The sequence below is a fragment of the Candidatus Borreliella tachyglossi genome, assembly GCF_003076595.1.
GTDB lineage: Bacteria > Spirochaetota > Spirochaetia > Borreliales > Borreliaceae > Borrelia > Borrelia tachyglossi.
Genome location: NZ_CP025785.1, coordinates 438839 through 464215, shown reverse-complemented (window position 1 = coordinate 464215; position 25377 = coordinate 438839). Strand labels below are relative to the sequence as shown.

Sequence of the window (25377 nt, the reverse complement as noted above, 5' to 3'; positions counted from 1 at the left end):
TTATCCTTTAATTTTATTCATTATTTCTTTTGTAATTTCTAAAAAATCCCTTGCTGCGTTGCTTCCTTTATTGTATATGTATACTGGTACTTTTGCTTCTTGAGATTTAGAGATATTAATATTGTTTCTTATTTTGGTATTTAAAAATTTTTCTTTGAATACTTTTCTTGAGTAGTCAATATAATTTTCTTTACTTTTATTTTATTTCTAATATCATATTTATTGATAAAGATACCAGCAATCTCTAAAATTTTATTTATTTGCTTAACGGTAGCTATTGTATCTAATAGTTGAGTGATTCCTTCAAAGGCAAAAAATTCTGTTTCTATTGGTATTAGAAGATATTTGCTTGTAACAAGAGCGTTTATTATAAGTATTTAAAGAGTAGGGGGACAGTCAATAATGATAAGGTCGTATCTATCTTTTGTAAATTGTTCTAGGGAATTTTTTAGAAAATTCTCTCTTGCAATTTCATTTATTAATTCTTTCTCAAGTAGTGCTAACTTAAGACTTGAAGGAATTATGTCTAAGTTAAAATTTTTAATGGGTGAAATTTTTTGCTTTTTGTAAATAAGTTCATAACTTGAATTACCACCTTCTTTTTTGGAAATATTTACTCCGCTGCTAGTATTTCCTTGCGAATCAATATCTATTAGGAGAGGCTTCTTATTAAGAAACGTCATTGAATAGGCAATATTTATAGCGCTAGTTGTTTTACCAACTCCGCCTTTTTGATTAATAATGGATATCATTTTCATAAAAATTTTCTTTTGTTGTACATAATAATAATATCCTATTGTAGAACGTAAATAACAAAAATGATAACAATATATGTAAATTATATTCAAAGCAGTAAAAGCAACGGAGGTAGAGACATTTAATTCAATAAAATGTCTCTACCTCCGTTGGAAATGTTAGTAAGTTTATGCTATCAGAATTAGAGTAAGGAATTTTCTTGTAAAGATATTAAGATCTTCTCTTTGTCTTTTATGTTGAATTTTATTGTGGTATTGATTTTTTCAAGAAAGCTTGTGTCTGTAATTTTAATTCCTATCCTATTTTTTATACGAACAAGTAAGCTGTATTGATTATAGTTTAAATTTAGATTTAATAGTTCCATTTCTTCTTTTTCTATTAAGTTTGATTTGTTGATGACTTCTTGTGCTGCCCTAGAATATGCTTTAACTAGGCCTCCTTTACCTAGTAGAGTTCCTCCAAAATAGCGAACTGTAATAATTAGAGTGTCTATTAAATTGTTGTTTAATATAGTGTCTAGTGTGGGTTTTCCTGCCGTTAAGTGTGGCTCTTTATCATCGTTCATCCCATTTATAAATGAAATTGAATTGCCAATTCTAAATCCATAAACAACATGAGTTGCATTTTTGAATTTAAATTTATATTCTTTTAATATCTTATTTATTTCTTCTTTTTTCTCTACATGAAAGATGTATGATATGAAAATTGACTTTTTTACTTCAATTTTTGAATGAATACTATCTTTAGGAATTAACATCACCCAATTTAATAATATATCATATTTTTTTATGTTGAAGTATTTTTAATTTATGTATATTATTAATAGTAATTATTTTTAAAGTAATTTCTGAAAGCAAGTGTTTGAGAGGGGCTGGAAATGATATCAGGATTGAATCCTACATTAAGATTGTTTAAGGATCATAGAATACTTTATTCTAATATGGAAAGAGGTTTAAAATCCCTTTTAGAGGTCGATAATTTTATTAATAAGTATATTCAAAATAAAGAAGGTTTGGAAATTTATGATAAGGTTGTAGGCAAGGCAGCTGCTATTATTATATATAATATTGGTCTTCAAAATGTTCAGGCAGGAGTTATTTCTCAGCCAGCAAAGGACTTTTTGGAAAGTAGAGGAATAAAGGTTACTTTTAAAAAATTGGTAGAGAAGATAAATGACAAGGCTGAGAATTTGATTGAAAGCTTAGAAAATCCCGAAGAAGTTTATAAGTATATGATAAAAAGTGGAATTATTCATAATAATTCCTAAAATTGAGGTTATTTATTAGTTGATTTGGAATAAACAGAAAGGATCAACCCTATATTATATATTAATATTATTAAGCTTCCCCAGCTTAAGTAAAAATTATCTTTTCCATAATCAAAAATCCATATTCCAGCATAAACTCCTAGAAAACCTCCAATTGAAGATGTGAGTATAATTAAGTTAGGGTCGATTGTATGTTTAATAATTCGACTTTTTCCATTTGGAACAATTTGTTTTTCTGAAAGGTTACTGTTAATAAAAACCATAACAAGTCCAGCAAGGGTAATACATAGAAAATAGACTATGAATATTTTTTTAATGAGCTTCAACATAAGACCTTCCTGCCCTTTAGCTTTCAGTTGTTTAAATTAACCAATAATATGAATAAATATAGCATAAAAACAAATATTTTTCATATGAGTATATAAAATCTAAGTATTTTTATTAAATTATAAATAGTTTAAAGAAGTTCATTTATGAGGAGGTATCTTTTAAATTTTCTTCACAAAAATTGGAGCATTAAATATTCTTTTTGTATAAAAGTAAATTTAATGCAGTTAAAATAGAATGTGTTTTTGAATTTTTAAGGAGATTATGTGTTGTATATCGTTGGAACACCCATAGGTAATTTAGGCGATATTACATATCGTGCAGTTGATACTTTAAAATTAGTGGATGTTATATTTGCTGAGGATACAAGAATTACCAAAAGACTTTTATCTCGTTATGGTATTATTAAAAAGTTAATTTCTTGTAATGCAGTAATAGAAAATAAGAGAATTGGTTTGCTATTGGAGTACTTATCTAGTGGAAAAAGTGTAGCTTTCGTTAGTGATGCTGGTACACCTTGTCTTAGTGATCCTGGTGGATTGCTTGTTGGTGCAGCACTTAAAGATGGGCATAAAGTTTGTCCTATTCCAGGCGCTAGTTCTTTCAGTACAGTTACCAGTGTGAATCCTTTTAAGGATAAGGTTATACTCTTTGAGGGTTTTTTGCCAAATAAAGGCATTAAGAGGGTTAAAAGGATTGAAGAGCTTTATAATAGAGGTGATGCATTTGTTCTTCTTGAATCCAGTCATAGAATTTTGAAATTGTTGTCTGAAATTTCTTTAGTAGATCTAGGAGCCAATGTTCTTGTTGGGCGTGAGATGACAAAAGTATATGAAGAGTATAAGGTTGGTAATCCCTTGGAGTTGAAAAAGTATTTTGAAGAAAATAAGAGAAATAAAGGAGAGTTTACAGTTTTAGTTAGTAGAAAATCTAAAACCTGAAATCAGTTTTTGCATTTTCAAGGTTAGTATATTGCAGATATTTTGAGTTTAATGCTAAAGCTCGGCTTGGTACTCTCTCGTGTTATTATAAGTTAAAAGGAGTATTTGATGAAGATTTATTTAGCAAGTCCTTTTTACTGGTGAACAAATCAATACTAAAGATAAGGTTTTAAATTTCCTTCAGGAAGTTAATTTATATGTTTTCTCTTTAGAGCATTATTGTTTAAAAGGTTTGATTATGAGTTTGAAAGTAAGTGTATAAGAAAACAAATAAGAGAGCTTGTGTTTAACCGATATTATTTTGGCATTAGTCGATTATGATGATCCTAGTACAGTTTACTATAGAGGCTTTGCTTTTACAAAAAGAATCCTAAGAATAGATTTTTTTAAATAAACAAAAATCGGATTTTTTGATTTTAATGTATGCTAATGCTTTATCTTTTTCCAATTATAATGAACTTAGGGAGAGTGTTTTGATTTTAAAGGAATTTTGGATTAAGCTTAAGGGCAATAATGAAGGTTTAAAAGATTTTTTGGATTATTTGGAGCCCAAGTTAGGCTATAAATTAAAGAATGTGCTTGCTACAGCATCAAGGAAGGTCTATTTATTAATGCTTTATGGCTAGAAGTAAAGATAAAGAAATTTATAAGTGTTTAAATTGTGGCTATAAGTCTTTAAAATGGCTAGGGAAGTGTCCAGAGTGTTCAAGTTGGGAAAGTTTAGAATCTTATACTGAACGCAAATCTGAATATGAGGGGAATTTAAATCTTTCAAAAAGTGAAATACTATCTTTGAGAGATTTAAAGCAGATTGACAATATTAAGCATTCAACAGGCATTGAAGAGTTTGATAGAGTTCTTGGCTCTGGTATTGTACTTGGTAGTGCAATTTTGATATCAGGAGATCCTGGAATTGGAAAGTCAACTTTTTTACTTCAAATTTCTAATACTATCTCACTTGCTGGTAAAAATGTGCTTTATCTTGCGGGTGAAGAGTCAATTCCACAGATTAAATTAAGAGCAAATAGACTTAATCTTTTTGCTGATATATTGATAACTAATGAGATAAATGTTGACTCTTTAATGGGAATGCTTGAAAATATTGAGCTTGATTTTATGGTTGTTGATTCTATCCAAACTTTACATTCAAAAGAAGTTCAGGGTGGACTTGGAGGTATATCTCAATTAAAGTATTGCGTTTATAAGCTTGGAGAGTGGGCAAAAAGTAAGGATATAACTTTATTTTTGGTAGGCCATATTACCAAAGATGGTATTTTAGCTGGACCAAAAATAATAGAACATATGGTAGATGCTGTTTTTTATTTTGAAGAAGCAGAAAAATCTTTGCGTATGCTTAGAGCAACTAAAAATAGATTTGGCACTATTAATGAGATAGGTATTTTTGAGATGACAAGTTTAGGTCTTGTTGAGGTTAAAGATCCTTCTTCTATTTTTTTGGAGAAGAAGGAAGAAGTATCTTCAGGAATTGCTATTGGAATTATTAACAAGGGAAGTAGAGTTTTATTTGTCGAGATACAGGCTTTAATAGCAAAGACAGGTATGAATATTTCTAGAATTTTTTCAGAAAAAGTAGACTCTAAAAAAATATCAAGAATCTTAGCTGTTCTTAGCAAGTATTTAAATCTTAATTTTAATAATGATGATGTATATGTTAATGTTTCTGGAGGCCTTAAAATTGATGATATAGAAATTGAACTTGCTGTTTTAGTTGCGTTATTTTCGGCCAAGACGAATATCATTGTAAGTCAAGATCTAATCTTTACAGGTGAAATTTCGCTTTCAGGAGGAATTAAAGTATCTTCTAATATTGAAGGTAAGGTTCTCTCTGCTAGGAAGGCTGGATTTAAGAGTGTCTTGGGCGCAAATTTAAGAGGCAGTCATTATGATGGCTATGAAGAGGTAGGTAAGGTTTTAGATATTGTTAAGAGATTAGTAAAAGATAGCGAGATAAGAAATAATAGAAACAATTTATTTAAGAATCTTAATACAAAAAATAAAGTTTAAAGTATTGACAAAGATGAATGTATATTATAAAGTAATAAAAGTTAATATTAAGAATTGGAAGATAAGAGAAGGGAAGAGTTAAGTAAGGTTTTAAGAGCCAAAAAATGAATAACCTGTTAATTTTAAATTAAAGAAAATAAAAATAACGAAGAGTTTGATCCTGGCTTAGAACTAACGCTGGCAGTGCGTCTTAAGCATGCAAGTCAAACGGGATGTAGCAATACATTCAGTGGCGAACGGGTGAGTAACGCGTGGATAATCTACCTACGAGATGGGGATAACTATTAGAAATAGTAGCTAATACCGAATAAGGTCAATTGAGATGTCAATTGATGAAAGGAAGCCTTTAAAGCTTCGCTTGTAGATGAGTCTGCGTCTTATTAGCTAGTTGGTAGGGTAAGAGCCTACCAAGGCTATGATAAGTAACCGGCCTGAGAGGGTGAACGGTCACACTGGAACTGAGATACGGTCCAGACTCCTACGGGAGGCAGCAGCTAAGAATCTTCCGCAATGGGCGAAAGCCTGACGGAGCGACACTGCGTGAACGATGAAGGTCGAAAGATTGTAAAGTTCTTTTATAAATGAGGAATAAGCTTTGTAGGAAATGACAGAGTGATGACGTTAATTTAGGAATAAGCCCCGGCTAATTACGTGCCAGCAGCCGCGGTAATACGTAAGGGGCGAGCGTTGTTCGGGATTATTGGGCGTAAAGGGTGAGTAGGCGGATATGTAAGTCTATGCGTAAAATACCACAGCTCAACTGTGGGAATATGCTGGAAACTGCATAACTAGAGTCTGATAGGGGAAGTTAGAATTCCTGGTGTAAGGGTGGAATCTGTTGATATCAGGAAGAATACCAGAGGCGAAGGCGAACTTCTAGGTCAAGACTGACGCTGAGTCACGAAAGCGTAGGGAGCAAACAGGATTAGATACCCTGGTAGTCTACGCTGTAAACGATGCACACTTGGTGTTAACTGAAAGGTTAGTACCGAAGCTAACGTGTTAAGTGTGCCGCCTGGGGAGTATGCTCGCAAGAGTGAAACTCAAAGGAATTGACGGGGGCCCGCACAAGCGGTGGAGCATGTGGTTTAATTCGATGATACGCGAGGAACCTTACCAGGGCTTGACATATATAGGATATAGTTAGAGATAACTATTCCCCGTTTGGGGTCTATATACAGGTGCTGCATGGTTGTCGTCAGCTCGTGCTGTGAGGTGTTGGGTTAAGTCCCGCAACGAGCGCAACCCTTATTGTCTGTTACCAGCATGTAAAGATGGGGACTCAGACGAGACTGCCGGTGATAAGCCGGAGGAAGGTGAGGATGACGTCAAATCATCATGGCCCTTATGTCCTGGGCTACACACGTGCTACAATGGCCTGTACAAAGCGATGCGAAACAGTGATGTGAAGCAAAACGCATAAAGCAGGTCTCAGTCCAGATTGAAGTCTGAAACTCGACTTCATGAAGTTGGAATCGCTAGTAATCGTATATCAGAATGATACGGTGAATACGTTCTCGGGCCTTGTACACACCGCCCGTCACACCACCCGAGTTGAGGATACCCGAAGCTATTATTCTAACCCGTAAGGGAGGGAGGTATCTAAGGTATGTTTAGTGAGGGGGGTGAAGTCGTAACAAGGTAGCCGTACTGGAAAGTGCGGCTGGATCACCTCCTTTCTAAGAGAAAGTAATTATTTAAATTGAATAGTATGATTTTAACTCTTCCTTTGTCTTTTTTAGCTATAGAAGAATAGGTATTCAAGTTTGATTGAGTTCTTATTCTTTTTGTATGTAATGCGTGTAAATTACTTTATTGTTAATTTAAATTTGTTGAATTTATTCTTTTTTTGTACTATAGTAATTTATAGTTTGTTATTTGGGGGGTTTAGCTCAGTTGGCTAGAGCATCGGCTTTGCAAGCCGAGGGTCAAGGGTTCGAGTCCCTTAACCTCCATTTTGTTTATTTAAAAAAAATAAATTTTATCTAAAGAATAGTCAAATAAGAAGAGATCCTTTAAGGATCTCTTCTTATTTGACTATTCTTTCTTGACAAATTTGGATAATATTTTTATTCTAATATTAATTAAATTAATCAATTAATATTAGAATAAAAATATTATCTTTATGGTAATTGTTTCAATAATAATTATCTTTGTTAAATAATAGGAGTCTCATTTATGATACAAACAATGCAAAAATTCGGGAGTGCAATGGTTATTCCTGCTTTATTTTTTGCTCTATTTGGTTTGGTAGTAGGATTATCATCTGTTTTTTTAATAGGAGCAGGTCCTGGAGCTTGGAGAGACCTTTGGTGGATGCTTGGAGAAGGTGGTTGGACAATTTTTAGACAAATGCCTTTACTATTTGCAGCTACTTTACCAATAAGCTTGGTAAAAAAAGCTTCCAGCAGGGCTTGTGTTGAGTCTTTACTTGCATTTTTACTCTTTAATTATTTTATTGCGGCTATTTTAAGTCTTTATGGTCAAACCTTTGGCATTGATTATTCTGTAGAACCAGGTGGAACAAGTGGACTTACTATGTTAGCTAATATTAAAACTCTTGATACTAGCATATTTGGGGCAATTATAGTCTCTTGTATTATTATTTATTTGCATAATAGATATTTTGATATCAAGGTTTCTCCTTATTTGCAAATTTTTTCAGGTAGTAATTTCATAGTGGCTTTAAGTTTCTTAACCATGTTACCTTTAGCATTAATTTTTTGTATTGTCTGGCCTAAGATGCAAATGGGAATTGCTGGCTTGCAGGAGATGATGGCATACTCAGGAGCTTTTGGTGTTTGGCTTTATACATTCTTAGAGAGAGTTTTAATTCCTTTTGGATTTCATCATTTTATCTATCAGCCATTTATATTTGGTCCAGCCGTTGTTGATGAAGGCATTTTAAAGCATTGGGCTGAGCATATTCAAGAATTTTCTCAAAGTACGATTCCTCTTAAAGAATTATTCCCAGGTGGTGGTTTTGCACTTCATGGAAATTCTAAGGTATTTGGTGTTTTTGGTCTCTCTTTGGCGATGTATTATAGTGCTAAGAAAGATAAGAGAAAAGCTTTAAAAGGATTATTAATACCTGCAGCTCTTACTTCAATGATCAATGGAATAACGGAACCTATTGAGTTCACATTTCTTTTTGCTGCTCCTATGCTTTTTATCCTACATTCTGTTCTTGCTGGGTTGATGTCTGCTATTATGTATTCTTTTGGACTTGTAGGAAATATGGGTACTGGGTTAATTGATTTTTTCTTGCTCAATTGGATTCCTATGTGGAGAAATCATCCCGAACCTTATATTGCACAGCTTATTATTGGGAGTATTTTTACAGTTATTTATTTCTTTTCATTTAAATACTTAATATTAAAGTTTAATTTTAAGACTCCTGGTAGATGGGATGATGACACTCCCGTTAAATTACATACTAGGAAAGATTATATTGGGGATCAATTTAGACATCAAGCTTTAAGCATAATTCATATGCTGGGTGGAAAAGCTAATATTGAGGATCTTAGTAATTGTGCTACCAGACTAAGGGTTACTGTTAAAGATGTCAATAAAGTTCATCCTGATGAGAGTTTTAAGAAGTATGGTGTTAAGGGAATATTTAAGACAGATAATTATTTTCAAATTGTTATTGGTCTTGATGTCCCAATATTAAGGGAGGAGATGGAATCTATACTTGAAGATGTTAAGGAGGAAGTATGAAAAAAAAATTTAATATTGTAATTGCTGGTGGAGGAAGTACCTTCACACCAGGTATAGTTTTAATGCTACTTGATCATCTTGATGAGTTTCCCATTAGTAATATCAAGCTTTATGATATTGATAGTGAGCGTCAGGCTATTGTTGGTAATGCTTGCAAGATATTAATTAAGGAGAGATATCCTGATGTAAAGTTTTCTTATACCACAGACCCAAAGGAAGCATTTATTGATGTTGATTTTGTAATGGCTCATATTAGAGTTGGTAAATATGAGATGAGAGAACTTGACGAAACAATACCTCTTAGGCATGGTGTTGTTGGCCAAGAAACATGCGGACCTGGCGGCATTGCTTATGGTATGCGTTCAATTGGGGGGGTTCTTGAACTTGTTGATTATATGGAGAAATATTCCCCCCATGCTTGGATGTTAAATTATTCTAATCCTGCTGCAATTGTTGCTGAGGCTACAAGATTGCTTCGCCCCAATTCTAAGATATTAAATATTTGTGATATGCCGGTTGGGATTGAGAATAGATTTATTGATATTTTAAGATTAAAATCTAGAAAAGAGCTGATTGTAAGATACTACGGCCTTAACCATTTTGGTTGGTGGACCGAAGTTAAGCATGTAAACGGCGATAATTTAATGCCAAGACTTGTGGAACATGTAAAAACACATGGATATCTTTCAGGAAGAGAGGCTGAATCAGGGCAACATATTGACGCAAGTTGGACTTCAACATTTGGTAAAGCTAAAGATGTAGCTGCTCTTGACCCAAGCACTCTACCAAATACTTATTTGAAGTACTATTTGTATAGCGACTATGAGCTTGAACATACTGATCCTAAGAAAACGAGAGTTAGAGAAGTCAAGGAGGGTAGAGAAGCTAAGGTTTTTGGTGAGTGTAAGCGAATAGCTAAAAATAATACGGCTGTCGATACTACTATTGAGATTGATGAACATGCATCTTATATTGTTGATCTTGCTCGGGCGATAGCTTTTAATACAGGCGAGAGAATGCTTTTGATTGTTGAGAACAATGGGTCTATTGAGAACTTTGATCCGACTGCTATGGTGGAAGTTCCATGTATTGTTGGTTCTAATGGGCCTGAGCGTATATGTATGGGTAAGATCCCTCAGTTTCAAAAAGGACTTATGGAACAACAAGTTGCTGCTGAGAAACTTACAGTTGAAGCTTGGGTAGAAAAATCATATTTAAAGTTGTGGCAAGCATTAACTATGTCTAAAATGGTACCTAGTGCAAGTGTTGCTAAGGCGATACTTGACGATCTTATTATGGCTAACAGGGATTATTGGCCAGAATTAAAATAAAAAAAAGCAAGCCTTAAGGCTTGCTTTTTTTGAGGCAGTAGGTTGTAATTTGTAAATTTAGTAATTGGGACCAGGATGAGTTGAACATCCGACCTCAGGTTTATCAGACCTGCGCTCTAACCACCTGAGCTATGATCCCTATAAATATACTTATCTTCTAAAATTTTATTGAACTTTATTTGGTTTGTCAATATAGACTTGTTTTTTGATAATTATACATTGCTTTGTAATTATTATGCTTAGTTTTTTATATCATTATAATAAGTTGTGAATTTAATTTTGATTTAAAATTATGCTAATGGATAGAGAGTTTTTTATACAAGATGCCGTTGTGCTTGCAAAGTCTTTGCTTGGGCACTTTTTGATTAGAAAAATAGATAACAGGGAAATTATTACTAAAATTGTTGAAACAGAGGCGTATATGGGGGTAATAGACAGAGCTTGTCATGCTTATGGAGGTAGAATAACAAACCGTACAAGCGCTATGTATAATATTGGTGGGTATGCTTATATTTATATGATTTATGGTATGTATTATATGCTAAATGTTGTGGCATCTAATGAGAATAATCCCCATGCTGTTTTAATAAGAGGGATTGAACCTCTTTCACCTTTAGTGAAGACTGATAAAAAAATTACTAATGGACCTGGAAAACTTACGAAATTCTTAAATATAGATTTAAGGTTTAATAAAGTAGATCTTATTAATAATTCTGAGCTTTTTTTAAAGAACGGAATATCTTTTGATTTTGAAATATCGTGCTCAAAGAGAATAAATATTAATTATGCAGGTGAGGAATATGCAAATAAGCTTTGGAGATTTTACATAAAGGGAAATAGATTTGTTTCTAAATATTAGCAATCCATTATGTCTCTTTAAGAATAGGGTTAACCATTTCTTTAATAAAATCTTCAACTTGACATGGGGCAAAACCTATGTTTGCATTTGGATTTAAGACTTCTTCTATATCCTTAGGTGTTAATCTAAAGCTTGCATCGTCAAGGATTAGCTTAATTAAATTGTTTGCCGTGATCCCTGAATAAAGACTTTCCCTTACTTGCATTGAATAAATTCTTATCTTTTCATGTAGTATTTGTCTATCACCACCATTTTTGGTTGCTTTCATTAATATATCTTCTGTTAATATAAATGGCATTTCTATTTTTACATGTGTTTCAATAATTTTTTCGTTTACTCTGATATTATTAAATATTTTATTTAATAATATTAAGATAGCATCAGCAGCTAAGAATGCTTGAGGAGTATTTAGTCTCTTGCAAGCTGAATCATCTAGAGTTCTCTCAAGCCATTGGGTTGCAGCTATAAAACCACCGCTTGCTTGTAGGCTCATTATAAACTTAGCAAGAGAAGCCACCCTTTCACTATAAATAGGATTTCTTTTGTAAGGCATTGCTGATGAACCTATTTGCTCCTCTTCAAAATGCTCTTCAATTTCTTTAAGATGTTGCATAAATCTAATGTCATTGGTTATTTTATGTGCACTCTGAGATAGATTACTCAGAAAGTTTAATATAGATGAGTCAAATTTACGGTCATAGGTTTGGCTAGTTATTTTATAAACTTTATCAAAACCCATTTTTTTAGCAAGATTTATGTCTAGATCTTTGACCTTTTTAAAGTTAGATGAAAATAATTCGCTAAAGCTACTTTGACTCCCAACAGTTCCCTTTACTCCTCTGAAACACATGTTGGATAAAATGAATTCAAGTTCTTCAAAATCAAAAATCAAGCTTTGAAGCCACAAGCTACTTCTTTTGCCAAGAGTTGTTAATTGAGCTTCTTGCAAATGAGTATATGCAAGTGTTGCTAGATCTTTATGCTTTATTGAAAATTCTTTTAAAGTTTTAATGAGTTTTGTAAGATTATTTTTAATAAGTAATAGAGCTTCTTTTATTTGAATTAAATCTGTGTTATCCATTAAATAAGCACTTGTAACCCCAAGGTGTAAGATTTTTCTAGCGTCATCACCAATCAAATCGGCATAAGCATAAAGATGTGCCATGACTTCATGTTTGAATTTTTTCTCGTATTTTTCTACAAGATTTAAATCAATGTTTTCAATATGCTTAAATAATTTATTGAGTTGTTCTTTGCTAATGTCTATGCCCAATTCTTGTTGAGTTAAGGCCAAGTTATACCACAATTTTCTCCATGTTGTGTACTTAAATTTTGGTGAAAAAATGTAAAGCATTTCTTTACTTGAATATCTTGAGTTTAATGGGTTTATATATTGATCCATTCTTTATTCCTAAAAATGGTTTTTCTTCTCTCTTCTCCAAGGGAAATAATTGAAATTTGAACTCCTACCGCTCTTTCAATGAATTCAATGTATTCTCTAGCCTCAATTGGTAAGTCTTCATAACAACTTATAGTGCTAATGTCTTTTTTAAATCCTTTGAAAGTCTTATATATAGGCTTGGCTTTTTCTAATATTTCACAGGAAGTGGGTATATAATCGTATATCTTTCCTTGGAATTCATAGGCTGTACAAATTTTGAGTTCTTTAATGTCATTTAGAATGTCTAGTTTAGTTAAGGCTAAGTGATTTAATTCGTTAAGAGTTACCGATTTTTTTATTGTTAAAAGATCAAGCCAACCAATTCGTCTGGGTCTTCCTGTTGTTGATCCGTATTCTTTTCCCTGTTCTCTAATTTTATCTCCAATAGGATCTAAAATTTCACTCACAAAAGGTCCTGCGCCAACTCTTGATGAGAATGATTTTATTATGCCAATCTTGTGTTTGATCTTTGAAATAGGAATTTCGCACCCCGCGGCTGCTGCGATTAATGTACTACTTGATGTTACGAAGGGAAATGTACCATGCTCAACATCAAGCATTGTACCTTGTGCACCTTCTATTAGAATAGTTTCCTCAGCGTCCATAGCATGTTTTAATATTTCTCCTGTGTTTGTAATTAAAGGTTTAAGTATTGATATATATTCGTTGTACTGTTTCAAGATATCAGTGTAACTAAAGGGTTGGTCATTATATATTTTTTCTATAATTGCATTTTTTTCATCTAAATTTATTTTTAGTTTTTTTTCAAAAATTTCCATGTCAAGTAGGTCAACGGCTCTTATGCCTGTTCTATTAATTTTATCGGAATAACAAGGCCCAATGCCTCTCTTAGTGGTTCCAATTTTGCGAGAGTCCTTTTTTTGTTCACTAAGTTCGTCAATTTTGATATGATAAGGCATTATTATGTGAGTTTTGTCGCTTATAAATATTTCTATTTGTATATTATTTTGCCTTAGTATTTTAAGTTCTTCAATTAAAACTAGCGGATCAATTACAACCCCAGGCCCAATTACGCACTTTGATCCTTGCAAAACCCCAGATGGTAATAGATGAAAAATAAACTTTTTATTGTTAGCAACAATAGTATGGCCGGCATTATTTCCTCCGTTAAACCTTACAACGTAATTTGCCTTTTCTGAGAGAAAATCTATGATCTTTCCCTTTCCTTCATCTCCCCACTGAGTTCCAATAACCGCATAAATTGACATTTCTGTCTCCTATTTGTTTATTTTTGCTACATCCTTTAAAGTTCTGTGGTTTTCATTGAAATCGATACCATATCCAACTACAAAATGATCGTCAATATCAAATCCCACATAATCTACCTTTAATTCTGTTAATCTCTTAGATGGTTTATTGAAAAGGGCACAAGTTTTAATTTCTCTAGGATTCTTAGTTTTTAAATGTTTAATGATTTTCTTATATGTTAATCCAGTATCTATAATATCATCAAAAATTATTACATAACTATTTTCGATATTAATATCAATATCTTTTTTTATCGATACCTTTAGTGAAGAATAAGCTCCACTTCCATAACTTGAGGCTTGTAGAAAATCAATCGCCACATTCAACCCAATCTCTCTTATAATGTCTGCAAAAAACATAAATGAGCCTTTAAGGATTGATATAAAAACTACATTATTCTTAGCTTGGTAATCATTTCTAATCTTTAGGGCTAACTCTTTAATTTTGCTTTTTATTTTTTCTTCTGTAAACAAAGTTGAAATTTCATCATTCATTAAATTTATATTTAACTCACTTCGTGCAACCTTTAACACCTTGATTATAATTTTTTTAGACAATTAATTCAAGGTAGATTTAGGTTTATAACTAATGGAAATATGATATTATTTATTTAAAAAGAGAGATTTATACATGAATTCTAATTATAAAAAATATAAGATGTTAGTTTTTGATCTTGATGGAACCTTGCTTAATAGTAGGCATGCAATTACACCATTAACTTTAAAAGTTCTCTTAAGATTAAAAAATGATTTTCATATAATGATTGCTACTGGTAGGAGATTGGATGAAATTAAGGATGTTCTCAGTCAGCTTAAAGAAATTGAAATTGATAAAAGTTATATTATAACAGCCAATGGAGCAGAGGTGTTTTTTAAGAGCAATCTGATTTTGAGCCATAAGATGGACTACTCTTTAGTAAGAGAAATTCTTAGGGTAGAGAGAGGAGAAATTGATATTAATCTTTATACTCTTAAGGGTTGGTATTCTGATAGAGAGATTAGAAGTCCAATTATGAATCATTTTATTGAAAATTTAGGAATAAAGCCTATTATTACTGACCTATTTGATCTTCAAATGGATTCTTTTTCTAAGATAGTTTATTATTCTCAAAATTTCACTATTCTTGAAAATTTTAGAAATACAATAATAGAAAAAAAATTTAAAGATATAAGTATATTTTTCTCTGCTAAGGATCTTTTAGAAATTACACATGCGGATACTAGTAAGTATAATGCTGTTAAAAATGTTGCTTTATTTAAATGTGTTGCTCTTTGCGATATCTTAGCATTCGGAGATAATGGTAATGATTATGAAATGTTGAAAAATGTTGGAAAGGGAGTTGTAATGAAAAATGCGAATGAATTTGTTAGGACTAATTTACCAAATAACGAGGTTACAAAATTTGATAACGATAAGGATGGAGTTGCAAAGTTTTTAATTGAGTTTTTTAATCTTGATATCGATGTTAGCTAAGCCCTCCCAAATTAATTTTATTTTAAAGATCTAAGTTTTAAATGTCTTTTATTTAACATTTTTATTCTTTTGTTAGGTATTCATCATAAGCATTTTTTATGCTTTCTGCTCTACTGTATAAGATAGAGGTTTCATCCATTAGTGGAATAAAATGTGATTTTTTCTCAGTTAATTTATATTTTTCATAAATATCATCTTTGATGAATAAATGTTTATTATAGTATTCTGGTTTGTTTTTTAATTCATCTTCCATAAATTGCTTATCTTCTATGATCATTTTGTTTTTAAATTCAGGATAGTGTTTTTCGATTATTTTTTTTGCAGTAACAAGCCAATTTAGTAATTCTTGTAAATATGCTTCAGTATATTTTTTTAAATTGACAACTTCTTGCTCATTTGTATTTGTTTCTAAGGAAATTATTGCAATCAGATTCTCTTCATTGATTTTTGGTATTTCGGGTATATTTTTTGATGTTGAGGTGCAACTTAGAATAGATAAGTATAATATTAGATTAATTATTTTTTTATACATGATTTACTCCTTTCAATGCATTATAGCATTTAATAGCTTATTCTCAGAGCTTTTATTTTTGAGTTTAGAGTAGAGAGGGTGTCTTTGAAAAATTAATGATAAAAAATGTTATAAGAGTATTGACATAGTAGTAGCAAAAGTATATATTAATTTATGTTGTATAAACGATTGGCAAAATAGAGATGGAAGATAAAAATATGGTCAAAGTAATAAAGAGTCTATGGTGGATGCCTAGGAGCTTTAAGGCGAAGAAGGTCGTGGTAAGCTGCGAAAAGCTTGGGGGAGAAGCAAACATTTTATGATCCCGAGATTACCGAATGGAGTAATCCAATTAGCTAGATGCTAATTATCTACTACTGTGTAGTAGAGGCTATACCAGGGGAAGTGAACCATCTAAGTACCCTGAGGAAAAGAAATCAAAGAGATTCCCTAAGTAGTGGCGAGCGAAAGGGGAGTAGCCTAAACTTTGGATGTGTCAAGCTACAGAGCGTTGCATCTAGAGGGTTGTAGGACACTTGAAGCTTAGTCTGTGATAAGCTGAGAAGTTACAAAATATTTACATAGAAGAATAACCTGGAAAGGTTAGTCATAGAAGGTGATAGCCCTGTAATTTAAATGTAGATATCTTCTTAAGGATGTTCCTGAGTAGGACGAGACACGAGAAACCTTGTCTGAATCTGGGGAGACCACTCTCCAAGGCTAAATACTAGAAAGCTACCGATAGTGAAGAGTACCGTGAGGGAAAGGTGAAAAGAACCCCGGGAGGGGAGTGAAATAGAACTGAAACCGTAGACTTACAAGCAGTCAGAGCCATGGTTTATTCATGGTGATGGCGTGCCTTTTGCATAATGAACCTGCGAGTTATCATGTCTAGCAAGGTTAAGGCATAGAAGTGCTGGAGCCTGAGCGAAAGCGAGTCTTAAAAGGGCGATTTAGTTAGATGTGGTAGACCCGAAGCCGAGTGATCTATTTATGGCCAGGCTGAAGCTTGGGTAAAACCAAGTGGAGGGCCGAACCCTAGTCTGTTTAAAAAGGCAGGGATGAGCTGTGAATAGGAGTGAAAGGCTAAACAAACTCGGAGATAGCTGGTTCTCCCCGAAATGGATTTAAGTTCAGCCTTATTTTAGTGCAATAGAGGTAGAGCACTAATTGAGCTAGGGCCTGTCAAAGGGTACCAAACTCAGTTAAACTCCGAATGCTATTGTATGATGAATAGGAGTGAGACTGTGGGCGATAAGGTTCATAGTCGAGAGGGAAACAACCCAGACCAACAGCTAAGGTCTCAAAAATGTGTTAAGTGGAAAAGGAGGTTTAGGTACGTAAACAGCCAGGAGGTTGGCTTAGAAGCAGCCATACCTTTAAAGAGTGCGTAATAGCTCACTGGTCGAGTACTTAAGCGCCGACAATGTAACGGGGCTAAACACATTACCGAAGCTTTGGACTTTAATTTAGATTAGAGTGGTAGGGGAGCGTTCTGTAAGCCTGAGAAGTTAAACTGAGAAGTTTGATGGAGGTATCAGAAGTGAGAATGCAGGTATGAGTAACGAAAAAATGGGTGAGATCCCCATTCGCCGAAAACCTAAGGTTTCCTGGGTGAAGGTCGTCTTCCCAGGGTTAGTCGGCCCCTAAGGCAAAGCTGAAAAGTGAAGTCGATGGGAAACGGGTTAATATTCCCGTACCTCTTATAGTTTCGATTGGAGTGACGCATGAGGTTAACTACTGCTAGGGGATGGTAGTCCTAGTTTAAGCATTAAGGTGTTGATTTTAGTAGGAAAATCCGCTAAGAGAGCTGAGATGTGATGATGAGTGTTGTTTAGGCAACATGAAATGTAGGTAGTCAAGGTGCCAAGAAATAACTTCTAAGGTTAGGCTATGAGGGACCGTACCGCAAACCGACACAGGTAGGTGGGATGAAAATTCTAAGGCGCGCGAGAGAATCCACGTTAAGGAACTCTGCAAAATACGTACGTAACTTCGGGATAAGTACGACCTAAGAGATTAGGTAGCATAAAAATGGTCCAAACGACTGTTTACCAAAAACACAGGTCTCTGCAAATCTGTAAAGAGAAGTATAGGGACTGACACCTGCCCGGTGCTGGAAGGTTAAGAGGAGATGTTAGTGTAAAAGCGAGGCATTGAATTTAAGCCCCAGTAAACGGCGGCCGTAACTATAACGGTCCTAAGGTAGCGAAATTCCTTGTCGGGTAAGTTCCGACCCGCACGAATGGTGTAACGATTTGGACGCTGTCTCAACGTGGAGCTCGGTGAAATTGAAGTATCGGTGAAGATGCCGATTACTTGTGGTTAGACGGAAAGACCCCGTGAACCTTTACTATAGCTTGGTATTGAGATTTGATTAAATATGTGTAGGATAGGTGGGAGACTTTGAAGCTATCTCGTTAGGGATAGTGGAGTCGCACTTGAAATACCACCCTTGTTTAATTAAGTTTCTAACTCATAGTGATATGAGGATAGTGCCAGGTGGGTAGTTTGACTGGGGCGGTCGCCTCCTAAAGAGTAACGGAGGTGCACAAAGGTTACCTTAGAGTGGTTGGAAATCACTCTGTAAGTGTAAAGGCATAAGGTAGCTTAACTGTGAGACTGACAAGTCGAACAGATACGAAAGTAGGTCTTAGTGATCTGGCGGTGGCGAGTGGAAGCGCCGTCACTTAACGAATAAAAGGTACTCCGGGGATAACAGGCTTATCCTCCCCAAGAGTTCACATCGACGGGAGGGTTTGGCACCTCGATGTCGGCTCATCGCATCCTAGGGCTGAAGCAGGTCCTAAGGGTATGGCTGTTCGCCATTTAAAGCGGTACGCGAGCTGGGTTCAGAACGTCGTGAGACAGTTTGGTCCCTATCTGCCACAAGCGTTGGATATTTGAGAGGAACTATCTTTAGTACGAGAGGACCGAGATGGACGAACCTCTAGTGTACCAGTTATCCTGCCAAGGGTAAGTGCTGGGTAGCTACGTTCGGAAGGGATAACCGCTGAAAGCATCTAAGTGGGAAGCCTTCCTCAAGATGAGATATCCTATGAGGGTCCTGGAAGAATACCAGGTTGATAGGTTAGAAGTGTAAGTATAGTAATATATTAAGCTGACTAATACTAATTACCCGAATCTTTGACCATATTTTTGTCTTCCTTATAAATTACCCTGGTGGTTAGAGAAGAGAGGAAACACCTGTTATCATTCCGAACACAGAAGTTAAGCTCTTATTCACTGATGGTACTGCGAGTTCGCGGGAGAGTAGGTTATTGCCAGGGTTTTTTGTTTTTTATTGGTTTAGAGTATAAAGTATGTTTGAAAATATATGGTATAAATTATGCGCAGTTTGGGTATTGCTTTTTTAATTTTGTTTATATTTTTTTCCTCTAATCTTAATTTACTTGCTAAGCCAACTTTGAAATTTAAACTCGTAGATCAATATTATCCTCTTTACTATAAAAATAGAGAAGGTAAAGTAGTCGGAATGATTTTTTCTCTTCTTGACAAGTGGGCACAGGATAATAATTATGCTATTATTGTAGAAACTATTGATTACCTTGATAAAAACAAAATTGAAGATGATGTAATTTATTTAGGATTAACTTATAATTCAGATTTAAATGATTATCTTTATTTCAAAAATGAAATTGGAAAGTGCGTTGCTGCGTTATTTTATGGTTCAAGAGAAGGCAAAAAGAAACCCAGTGCATTATTTGCAAACGAGTTACGAATAGGTGTTGTAAAAAACACTCTATATGAAGATATATTAAGATCCCATGGGCTCATAGATAATATTTTTTTATTTAAAAGTACTGAAGAATTACTTTTAGCATTAGATAATAATGAAATTGATTTAGTATATGGCAGTTGTAAAACATTACCTTGTGTATGGTATAGGGTTTTTAATCCATATTTTATGAAAGTTTTTAATACTGAATATTTTCATAGTATTGGTATAAGAATTGCTGTTAGTAAGAATCCCGTTAGTCAATTAAAGCATTTAAATGTTGACCTTTTTAGTTATTTGAAGTCACTCTCTAAGGAAGAATATGAGTCTTTTGAAGAATTAGATATTTTATATAATCTTGATATTGGGATATACAATGATTATCCTCCTTTAAGCTTTATTGATCCTAAAGGGCAACCTTTAGGGATTTTAGTTGACTTATGGAATACTCTTTCTAGAGAATATTGTTTTAGAGTGAATTTTATAGGATTTTCAAAAGAGAGTATTAAGAATAGTATAGATGATAAGGATGTGTCTATTTGGGGTGGTATTATTCAGGATGACAGTATCTTGAGGTCTAGGAATTATAAGGAGACTATCCCAATATACTCGCTTAATTTTAAGTTTTATTTGACAAATGCTAAAAATAGCAGAAAAATTATAAATTCACAAATTATTGATTTTAATTTCAATAATATTAATATAGATAAAAATACAGATATAGTAAGTAATTTTTCGGATATAGTAAATAATTCATATGGATTTGTAGAAAACTCAATAACCTCAAAATATTTATTAAAGTTGCATGGATATAATGATATATTAAAATCAGAGGATTCAAACTTCAATAGAAGGAGGTTTTTGGTATTCGCAACTAATAATAACAGATTTGAATTATTTGCATATGTACTTAATGCATTAATAGAAAATATTTTGTTTGACACCTTGTTACCAATAGATAGAAATTGGCTTGGTCAAGTTGAAATGGACAATTATCAAAATAACAGTTATGGTCACATAAATAAGAGTAACTTTAATGTTGAGGAAAAAATTTGGTTACTGAATAATAAAGAATTAAATCTTGCTATAAAAGATTGGTATCCTATTGATTATTTTGATTCTAATCATCATAGAGGTGTAAATGAGGGATTAATTAAGAAAATACGAGGATTTACAAATCTAGCTTTCAATATGGTCAAAATACATGAAAATGATGAGATTGAAAAGTTAATTAAGTTAGGAAAAGTAGATATACTCTCTACTAATTTATCAGATTCGAATTCAGATTATGTTTTCAACATTAAAGCAACTTCAGGAATTCCACTTTATGTTTTTTCAAATAAAGCCAGATTATTCCCTTTTAGTTTTTCTGATAATTTGGCAGTACTTAAATTTTTGCATACTAAGGAATTGGAGTCTAAAACAGGTGCACGACTAATCCAAGTAAATAGTTTTAAAGAAGCTTTAGATCTTCTTTATAGAGGCAAGGTTAATGGAATTATTAGCGATGAATATACTGCTACTATTAACTTTGAGGACTTGAATGTTAGGGATGTTAAAAAAATGCCCACTATGCTAGATTTAAAATTCGATTTAAATATTGCGATCCATAATCAGGAGTATATTTTAAGAGGAATTATACAAAAGATTTTATTCCGTGCAAATGTTAAGAATAGGTCATATTTTGATGATTGGGTGCTGAATGTTTATGAACGTTCTAAGGATATAGAATTTAGAAAATATAGCATGTCGGCACTAAACATTTGTATATTTATTTTTACTTTTGTTGGATTCTTTACATTTCATTTGGTAAATGAGATAAAATTTAAACAAAGAATGTATTCTTCTGCAATGAGCGAGAAAGAAGCTATTGAGGGCGCTATTGCTGCTAAGACTATTTTTGTTGCAAATATGAGTCATGATATTCGTACTCCTATTAATGGCATAATAGCAGCTACTGAACTTTTAGATCGTACCGATCTTTTAAGTACTCAAAGAGAATATGTTCAAATGATAAATCACTCATCTAGTATATTGCTCTCTTTGATTGATGATATATTGTATATCTCTAAAATAGATATGCACGGAATATATATTGAAAATAATTATATAAATTTAGAGCGTGAAATTGAAAGTGTTTTAAAGAGTTTCCAGTCTCAGAGTGCAAAACAAGATCTTGATTTAATTTTTTATTCAACATCAAACTTAGAGAATTATTTAGTAGGGGATATGCCTAGACTTAAGCAAGTGCTTATCAATTTAATAGGGAATGCCTTTAAATTCACCTCTGAAGGGATCATAGTTTTAAACTATGAATATATATGCAGTACAAAAGATGATAATGGCAATGAAGTCGTTACTATTGAGTTTAAGGTAATTGATACTGGGAAAGGAATTAAACAGGATAGTATACCGGAAATATTTGAGTTATTTAAACGAGAAGATGATTCTGATTCAGGAAAATATGAAGGAACTGGTCTTGGACTTACAATATCTAGGAAGCTTGTCAGCTTAATGGGTGGTCCTGGCATCGCAGTTGAGAGTAAAATAGGTAAGGGATCAACTTTTTCATTTATGTTACCTTTCGTTTTAGGTAACGAGATTACGGATAAAGATAAAAATTTAAATAAATTTGAGTTGGTAAGAGATAAGAAGATTTTAAGTGTAGTTTTAAATAAAAAGGCTGTTGAAGTATTTAAAAGAATAAGTGAAATATTAGATTATAAAGATAATATACATTACTCTTATTCTTATGACTATGCTTATAAAGTATTTTATAGGTATCCTTTTTATGATTTTGTTTTTATAAATGTAAATGATGTAGGTGTGCAAGAAGGGCTTAATTTTGCTAGTAGAATCGAAAGTTTGAAATCTGATGCAAGAATAATTTTTGTACTTTCTTATTTAAGGGATAACAAGGTAGATGATTTTAAGTATGAATATATGCAGAAACCTTTTAAAAGGTGGGATTTTTATTCTAGTTGGATTAGAAATGGCCCAACTGTAGATGCACCACTAATAAGTGATTTTAGCACTCTTAAAATAGAAGATCATATTAACATATTAATAGCTGAGAATAATGAAATTAATCAGAAGGTTTTGAAAAATATTTTGGTCGTTATAGGTGTAAGAGAGGATTCTATTGATATTGTGGATAATGGAATAAAGGCTATTGAATTTTTAAAAACTAAGAGATATGACATAGGTTTCATAGATATAAAAATGCCGCACTGTGATGGTTTTGAAGTTTCTAGGGAAATACGTAGCTTTGAAGACCAGAATAACTTAAGTCCTTGTGTTTTGGTAGCTGTAACTGCACATGCATTAAAAGAGTATAAAGACAAGTGTTTAGATAATGGAATGAATGATTACATTGCAAAACCAATACATATTAGTTCAATTAAAAATATACTAAAAAAATATTTACATATTGAACTTGAAGATAATGAGATTATTCAAGATAAAAAATTAGATGTAATATCTAATTTGCCTAATTTGGATATTAATAAAGCATTAAGAGAATTGAATATTTCATATGATATGTATGTTGAATTGTGCAGAGGGCTTGTTAATATGATTGATAATCTTATTTATGAGTTAGATGAGGCTTTTAATGTAAATGATTTGCAATTAGTAAAGAGATTGGCACATTCAATTGCTGGAACTCTTGGTAATATGCGTAGTAGCTTATTTGAGAATTTTAGAGAAATTGAGATAAGTACAAGTTCGATACATGCATTAAAAATACTTTACTATGAAACGCGTAAAGATTTGTTTGTGCTTATTGGGAACATAAAAACATTCATTTTGAATATTATTGAGGTTGAAGATCAAGAGAAGTTGAGATATGCAAGTGATGATGAATTTTTGGTTCTTATGCAGAAGCTTTTACATGATATAGAAAATAGAAATCCGAAAGAATATAAGGAAGTACTTGGGATTTTGAAGAAATACAGTTTCAATGAGAGTGATACAATGTTATTTAATTCCCTTCTTGAGCACTTAAAGTTATATAAATTTGAAGAGAGTTCTCAAATTGTTAAGAATATGATAAGTGCTCATAATATAAAGAAGTCATTTCGGAAGGGATAATTGGATAATTTTGAAGATATTGAGATTGAAACCCAAAAATTGTTGCTTGTAGATGATACACCTACAAATTTAGATTTATTAATAGATATACTGCAAGATGGGTATGAGATCAGAGTTGCTGTTAATGGGTTTGATGCTTTAAAGCAGGTGGAGATTGCCAGTCCTGATCTTATTCTTCTTGATGTAATGTTACCAGACATTAGCGGTTATGAGGTGTGTAGAAGGCTTAAGAGTGATCCTGAGACAAAAGACATTCCTATAATTTTTATTAGTTCAAGAGATTCTACCGATGCTCAACTTGAGGGATTTAATGTTGGGGGAGTGGATTATATTCTAAAACCTTTTAATGGCAGGATCATTGATGCAAGAATTAAAACTCATCTTGAGCTTAAGAGGCTTAGGGATCATTTTAAAAATCTTTCGAGAATTGATGGTCTTACTCAAATTCCTAATAGGAGATTTTTTACAGATAAATTTGCTAAGTCTTGGGCGAGAGCCTTGGAGCATAAAGAGCGCGTCATTGTGGGTATGTTAGATATTGATTATTTTAAAAAATATAATGATAATTATGGACATACTAATGGTGATGAGTGTCTTAAGTTGATTGCAAAGAGTTTGAATAAGATTGCTATGAGATATAAGATAGATATTGCTCGCTACGGTGGTGAGGAATTTATTTTATTTTCTGTTAATAAAAGCTTAGAAGAAATGATTAAGATTGTTGGCAGGATCATTGAAGATATTAGAAATTTGGAAATAGTTCATGAGCATAACAGTGTTTCTAAGTTTGTGACAGTATCCATTGGTCTTGCCGAGCAAATTCCTCATGATGCTAATTTTACTAATATCATTAAGCTGGCTGATGATAAATTGTATGAGGCTAAGATTTCTGGGCGCAATAGGTTTAAATATTAAAGTTTAAAACTTGCAAGTGAAAGAAAACCACTAGAGTTGTAGTCATGCTTTATAATAAAAATACTATGATAGAAGAAATCACTTCCTCATTATTTGTTTTATACTGTACTTATGTGCTTTGCGTTTCTAATGTATGTTTTCCCTTCGTACCTACCTTCATCAGCTTTATATTTCCAGAGCTGACTCTCACTAATATGGGTTGTCTGTATATAGAAAGATAGTCACAAAGACTATAATAAATAATATGAGTCCATTTTCCACCAAGTGTAGTTCCAATGTCCTTAAAGCCAAGCCCTTTCTAACCTACTCCAACCTCAATTGCCGTATATAAAGTTATAGATGTAATAGGAGCGGGATTAATTATTGTAAAAACAGACGCGGGTCCTATGTATAGCTTTGTATCTATTCCATTATTTTGAAGTAAAAATGAATCCGGATTGTCTAAGACTTTAAAATTTATAGTAATCCAAATACTAGACTACACTAGTACCTCTTAAGGGTTAGGTTAAATTTGATCTTTTGGTTCCATTGACTTGAATTGAGGGGATATAAAACTTGGAGAAAATTTTCTTCAAGTTATCCCAAGTGCGTGTGGTAGATAATAACCTGTTTGAAAGTTGAAATAAAAGTGTTCCTTGTATAACGCCTATAGGATTTGGGTTTCTGTTGAATAGACTAAAGTGGACTGTAGGAAGAACAATCCTATGAATA

Annotated in this window: 16 protein-coding genes, 2 tRNA genes, 3 rRNA genes and 1 pseudogene; 14 read left to right on the top strand and 8 right to left on the bottom strand. The window is 32.8% G+C overall.

The window, feature by feature from the left end; all coding sequences use genetic code 11:
• Together CR532_RS02240 and CR532_RS02235 are read right to left on the bottom strand one after the other, a co-directional pair.
• Window positions 1–758 (bottom strand): annotated as a pseudogene (locus CR532_RS02240) (ParA family protein).
• Window positions 759–937: 179 nt separating this feature from the next.
• Window positions 938–1516, bottom strand: a complete 579-nt coding sequence (locus tag CR532_RS02235) for a YigZ family protein (protein ID WP_108729206.1) — start codon at window positions 1514–1516, stop codon at window positions 938–940.
• Between the two features lie 117 nt (window positions 1517–1633).
• Here CR532_RS02235 and CR532_RS02230 point away from each other — a divergent pair, with 117 nt between their 5' ends.
• On the top strand, window positions 1634–2023 hold the full coding sequence (locus CR532_RS02230; RefSeq protein WP_108729205.1) for a DUF1893 domain-containing protein: 390 nt from the start codon (window positions 1634–1636) through the stop codon (window positions 2021–2023).
• A gap of 8 nt (window positions 2024–2031) precedes the next feature.
• Here CR532_RS02230 and CR532_RS02225 read toward each other — a convergent pair whose 3' ends face one another.
• Window positions 2032–2352, bottom strand: a complete 321-nt coding sequence (locus CR532_RS02225) for a hypothetical protein (protein WP_108729204.1) — start codon at window positions 2350–2352, stop codon at window positions 2032–2034.
• Window positions 2353–2616: 264 nt separating this feature from the next.
• Between CR532_RS02225 and rsmI the strand changes: the two genes are divergently transcribed.
• The 7 genes from rsmI (at window position 2617) to CR532_RS02190 (ending at window position 10367) form a co-directional block, all read left to right on the top strand.
• The gene (rsmI, locus tag CR532_RS02220) at window positions 2617–3291 is read left to right on the top strand and encodes a 16S rRNA (cytidine(1402)-2'-O)-methyltransferase (RefSeq protein WP_108729203.1); all 675 of its coding nucleotides are present in this window, start codon (window positions 2617–2619) and stop codon (window positions 3289–3291) included.
• A gap of 419 nt (window positions 3292–3710) precedes the next feature.
• Window positions 3711–3917, top strand: a complete 207-nt coding sequence (locus CR532_RS05500; RefSeq protein ID WP_311196360.1) for a hypothetical protein — start codon at window positions 3711–3713, stop codon at window positions 3915–3917.
• The gene (gene radA, locus CR532_RS02210; RefSeq protein ID WP_108729202.1) at window positions 3910–5316 is read left to right on the top strand and encodes a DNA repair protein RadA; all 1407 of its coding nucleotides are present in this window, start codon (window positions 3910–3912) and stop codon (window positions 5314–5316) included. Before CR532_RS05500 ends, radA begins: the two co-directional genes overlap by 8 nt.
• A 142-nt stretch (window positions 5317–5458) precedes the next feature.
• Window positions 5459–6995: ribosomal RNA gene (locus CR532_RS02205) — 16S ribosomal RNA — on the top strand.
• A gap of 202 nt (window positions 6996–7197) precedes the next feature.
• Window positions 7198–7271, top strand: a tRNA-Ala gene (locus CR532_RS02200).
• Window positions 7272–7494: 223 nt separating this feature from the next.
• Window positions 7495–9036 (top strand): alpha-glucoside-specific PTS transporter subunit IIBC, encoded by a 1542-nt coding sequence (locus CR532_RS02195; RefSeq protein WP_108729201.1) that lies wholly within the window; start codon window positions 7495–7497, stop codon window positions 9034–9036.
• Window positions 9033–10367: a 6-phospho-alpha-glucosidase gene (locus tag CR532_RS02190; protein ID WP_108729200.1), complete on the top strand. Its 1335-nt coding sequence runs from the start codon at window positions 9033–9035 to the stop codon at window positions 10365–10367. The genes CR532_RS02195 and CR532_RS02190 overlap by 4 nt, the downstream gene beginning before the upstream one ends.
• 65 nt (window positions 10368–10432) lie before the next feature.
• Here CR532_RS02190 and CR532_RS02185 read toward each other — a convergent pair.
• Window positions 10433–10506, bottom strand: a tRNA-Ile gene (locus CR532_RS02185).
• A 159-nt stretch (window positions 10507–10665) separates the two neighbouring features.
• Here CR532_RS02185 and CR532_RS02180 point away from each other — a divergent pair.
• Window positions 10666–11226, top strand: a complete 561-nt coding sequence (locus CR532_RS02180) for a DNA-3-methyladenine glycosylase (RefSeq protein WP_108729618.1) — start codon at window positions 10666–10668, stop codon at window positions 11224–11226.
• A 7-nt stretch (window positions 11227–11233) separates the two neighbouring features.
• Here CR532_RS02180 and purB read toward each other — a convergent pair whose 3' ends face one another.
• Genes purB through hpt form a run of 3 tightly spaced genes read right to left on the bottom strand, consistent with a single transcriptional unit; the run spans window position 11234 to window position 14493 of the window.
• Window positions 11234–12628, bottom strand: coding sequence for an adenylosuccinate lyase (gene purB / locus CR532_RS02175; RefSeq protein ID WP_108729199.1), 1395 nt, complete (start codon window positions 12626–12628; stop codon window positions 11234–11236).
• Window positions 12613–13896 (bottom strand): adenylosuccinate synthase, encoded by a 1284-nt coding sequence (locus tag CR532_RS02170; RefSeq protein WP_108729198.1) that lies wholly within the window; start codon window positions 13894–13896, stop codon window positions 12613–12615. The genes purB and CR532_RS02170 overlap by 16 nt, the downstream gene beginning before the upstream one ends.
• Window positions 13897–13905: 9 nt before the next feature.
• Window positions 13906–14493, bottom strand: a complete 588-nt coding sequence (hpt, locus tag CR532_RS02165; protein WP_234416415.1) for a hypoxanthine phosphoribosyltransferase — start codon at window positions 14491–14493, stop codon at window positions 13906–13908.
• Between the two features lie 73 nt (window positions 14494–14566).
• Between hpt and CR532_RS02160 the strand changes: the two genes are divergently transcribed.
• Window positions 14567–15409: a Cof-type HAD-IIB family hydrolase gene (locus tag CR532_RS02160; protein ID WP_108729196.1), complete on the top strand. Its 843-nt coding sequence runs from the start codon at window positions 14567–14569 to the stop codon at window positions 15407–15409.
• 61 nt (window positions 15410–15470) lie between these two features.
• Here the strand turns inward: CR532_RS02160 and CR532_RS02155 are convergent, their stop codons facing one another.
• Window positions 15471–15941: a hypothetical protein gene (locus tag CR532_RS02155; protein WP_108729195.1), complete on the bottom strand. Its 471-nt coding sequence runs from the start codon at window positions 15939–15941 to the stop codon at window positions 15471–15473.
• A gap of 199 nt (window positions 15942–16140) precedes the next feature.
• Here CR532_RS02155 and CR532_RS02150 point away from each other — a divergent pair.
• The 4 genes from CR532_RS02150 (at window position 16141) to CR532_RS02135 (ending at window position 24666) form a co-directional block, all read left to right on the top strand.
• Window positions 16141–19075: ribosomal RNA gene (locus tag CR532_RS02150) — 23S ribosomal RNA — on the top strand.
• Between the two features lie 24 nt (window positions 19076–19099).
• Window positions 19100–19210 (top strand): 5S ribosomal RNA (rrf, locus tag CR532_RS02145).
• Window positions 19211–19269: 59 nt separating this feature from the next.
• Window positions 19270–23751 (top strand): ATP-binding protein, encoded by a 4482-nt coding sequence (locus CR532_RS02140; protein WP_108729194.1) that lies wholly within the window; start codon window positions 19270–19272, stop codon window positions 23749–23751.
• The gene (locus CR532_RS02135) at window positions 23752–24666 is read left to right on the top strand and encodes a GGDEF domain-containing protein (protein ID WP_108729193.1); all 915 of its coding nucleotides are present in this window, start codon (window positions 23752–23754) and stop codon (window positions 24664–24666) included.
• Window positions 24667–25377 lie beyond the last annotated feature (711 nt).

Coding starts and splice junctions, on each gene's coding strand:
- CR532_RS02230 (WP_108729205.1), top strand. CDS start 1,634: ATGATATCAGGATTGAATCCTACATTAAGATTGTTTAAGGATCATAGA.
- CR532_RS02225 (WP_108729204.1), bottom strand. CDS start 2,352: ATGTTGAAGCTCATTAAAAAAATATTCATAGTCTATTTTCTATGTATT.
- CR532_RS05500 (WP_311196360.1), top strand. CDS start 3,711: ATGTATGCTAATGCTTTATCTTTTTCCAATTATAATGAACTTAGGGAG.
- radA (WP_108729202.1), top strand. CDS start 3,910: ATGGCTAGAAGTAAAGATAAAGAAATTTATAAGTGTTTAAATTGTGGC.
- CR532_RS02195 (WP_108729201.1), top strand. CDS start 7,495: ATGATACAAACAATGCAAAAATTCGGGAGTGCAATGGTTATTCCTGCT.
- CR532_RS02190 (WP_108729200.1), top strand. CDS start 9,033: ATGAAAAAAAAATTTAATATTGTAATTGCTGGTGGAGGAAGTACCTTC.
- CR532_RS02180 (WP_108729618.1), top strand. CDS start 10,666: ATGGATAGAGAGTTTTTTATACAAGATGCCGTTGTGCTTGCAAAGTCT.
- purB (WP_108729199.1), bottom strand. CDS start 12,628: ATGGATCAATATATAAACCCATTAAACTCAAGATATTCAAGTAAAGAA.
- CR532_RS02170 (WP_108729198.1), bottom strand. CDS start 13,896: ATGTCAATTTATGCGGTTATTGGAACTCAGTGGGGAGATGAAGGAAAG.
- CR532_RS02160 (WP_108729196.1), top strand. CDS start 14,567: ATGAATTCTAATTATAAAAAATATAAGATGTTAGTTTTTGATCTTGAT.
- CR532_RS02155 (WP_108729195.1), bottom strand. CDS start 15,941: ATGTATAAAAAAATAATTAATCTAATATTATACTTATCTATTCTAAGT.
- CR532_RS02140 (WP_108729194.1), top strand. CDS start 19,270: ATGCGCAGTTTGGGTATTGCTTTTTTAATTTTGTTTATATTTTTTTCC.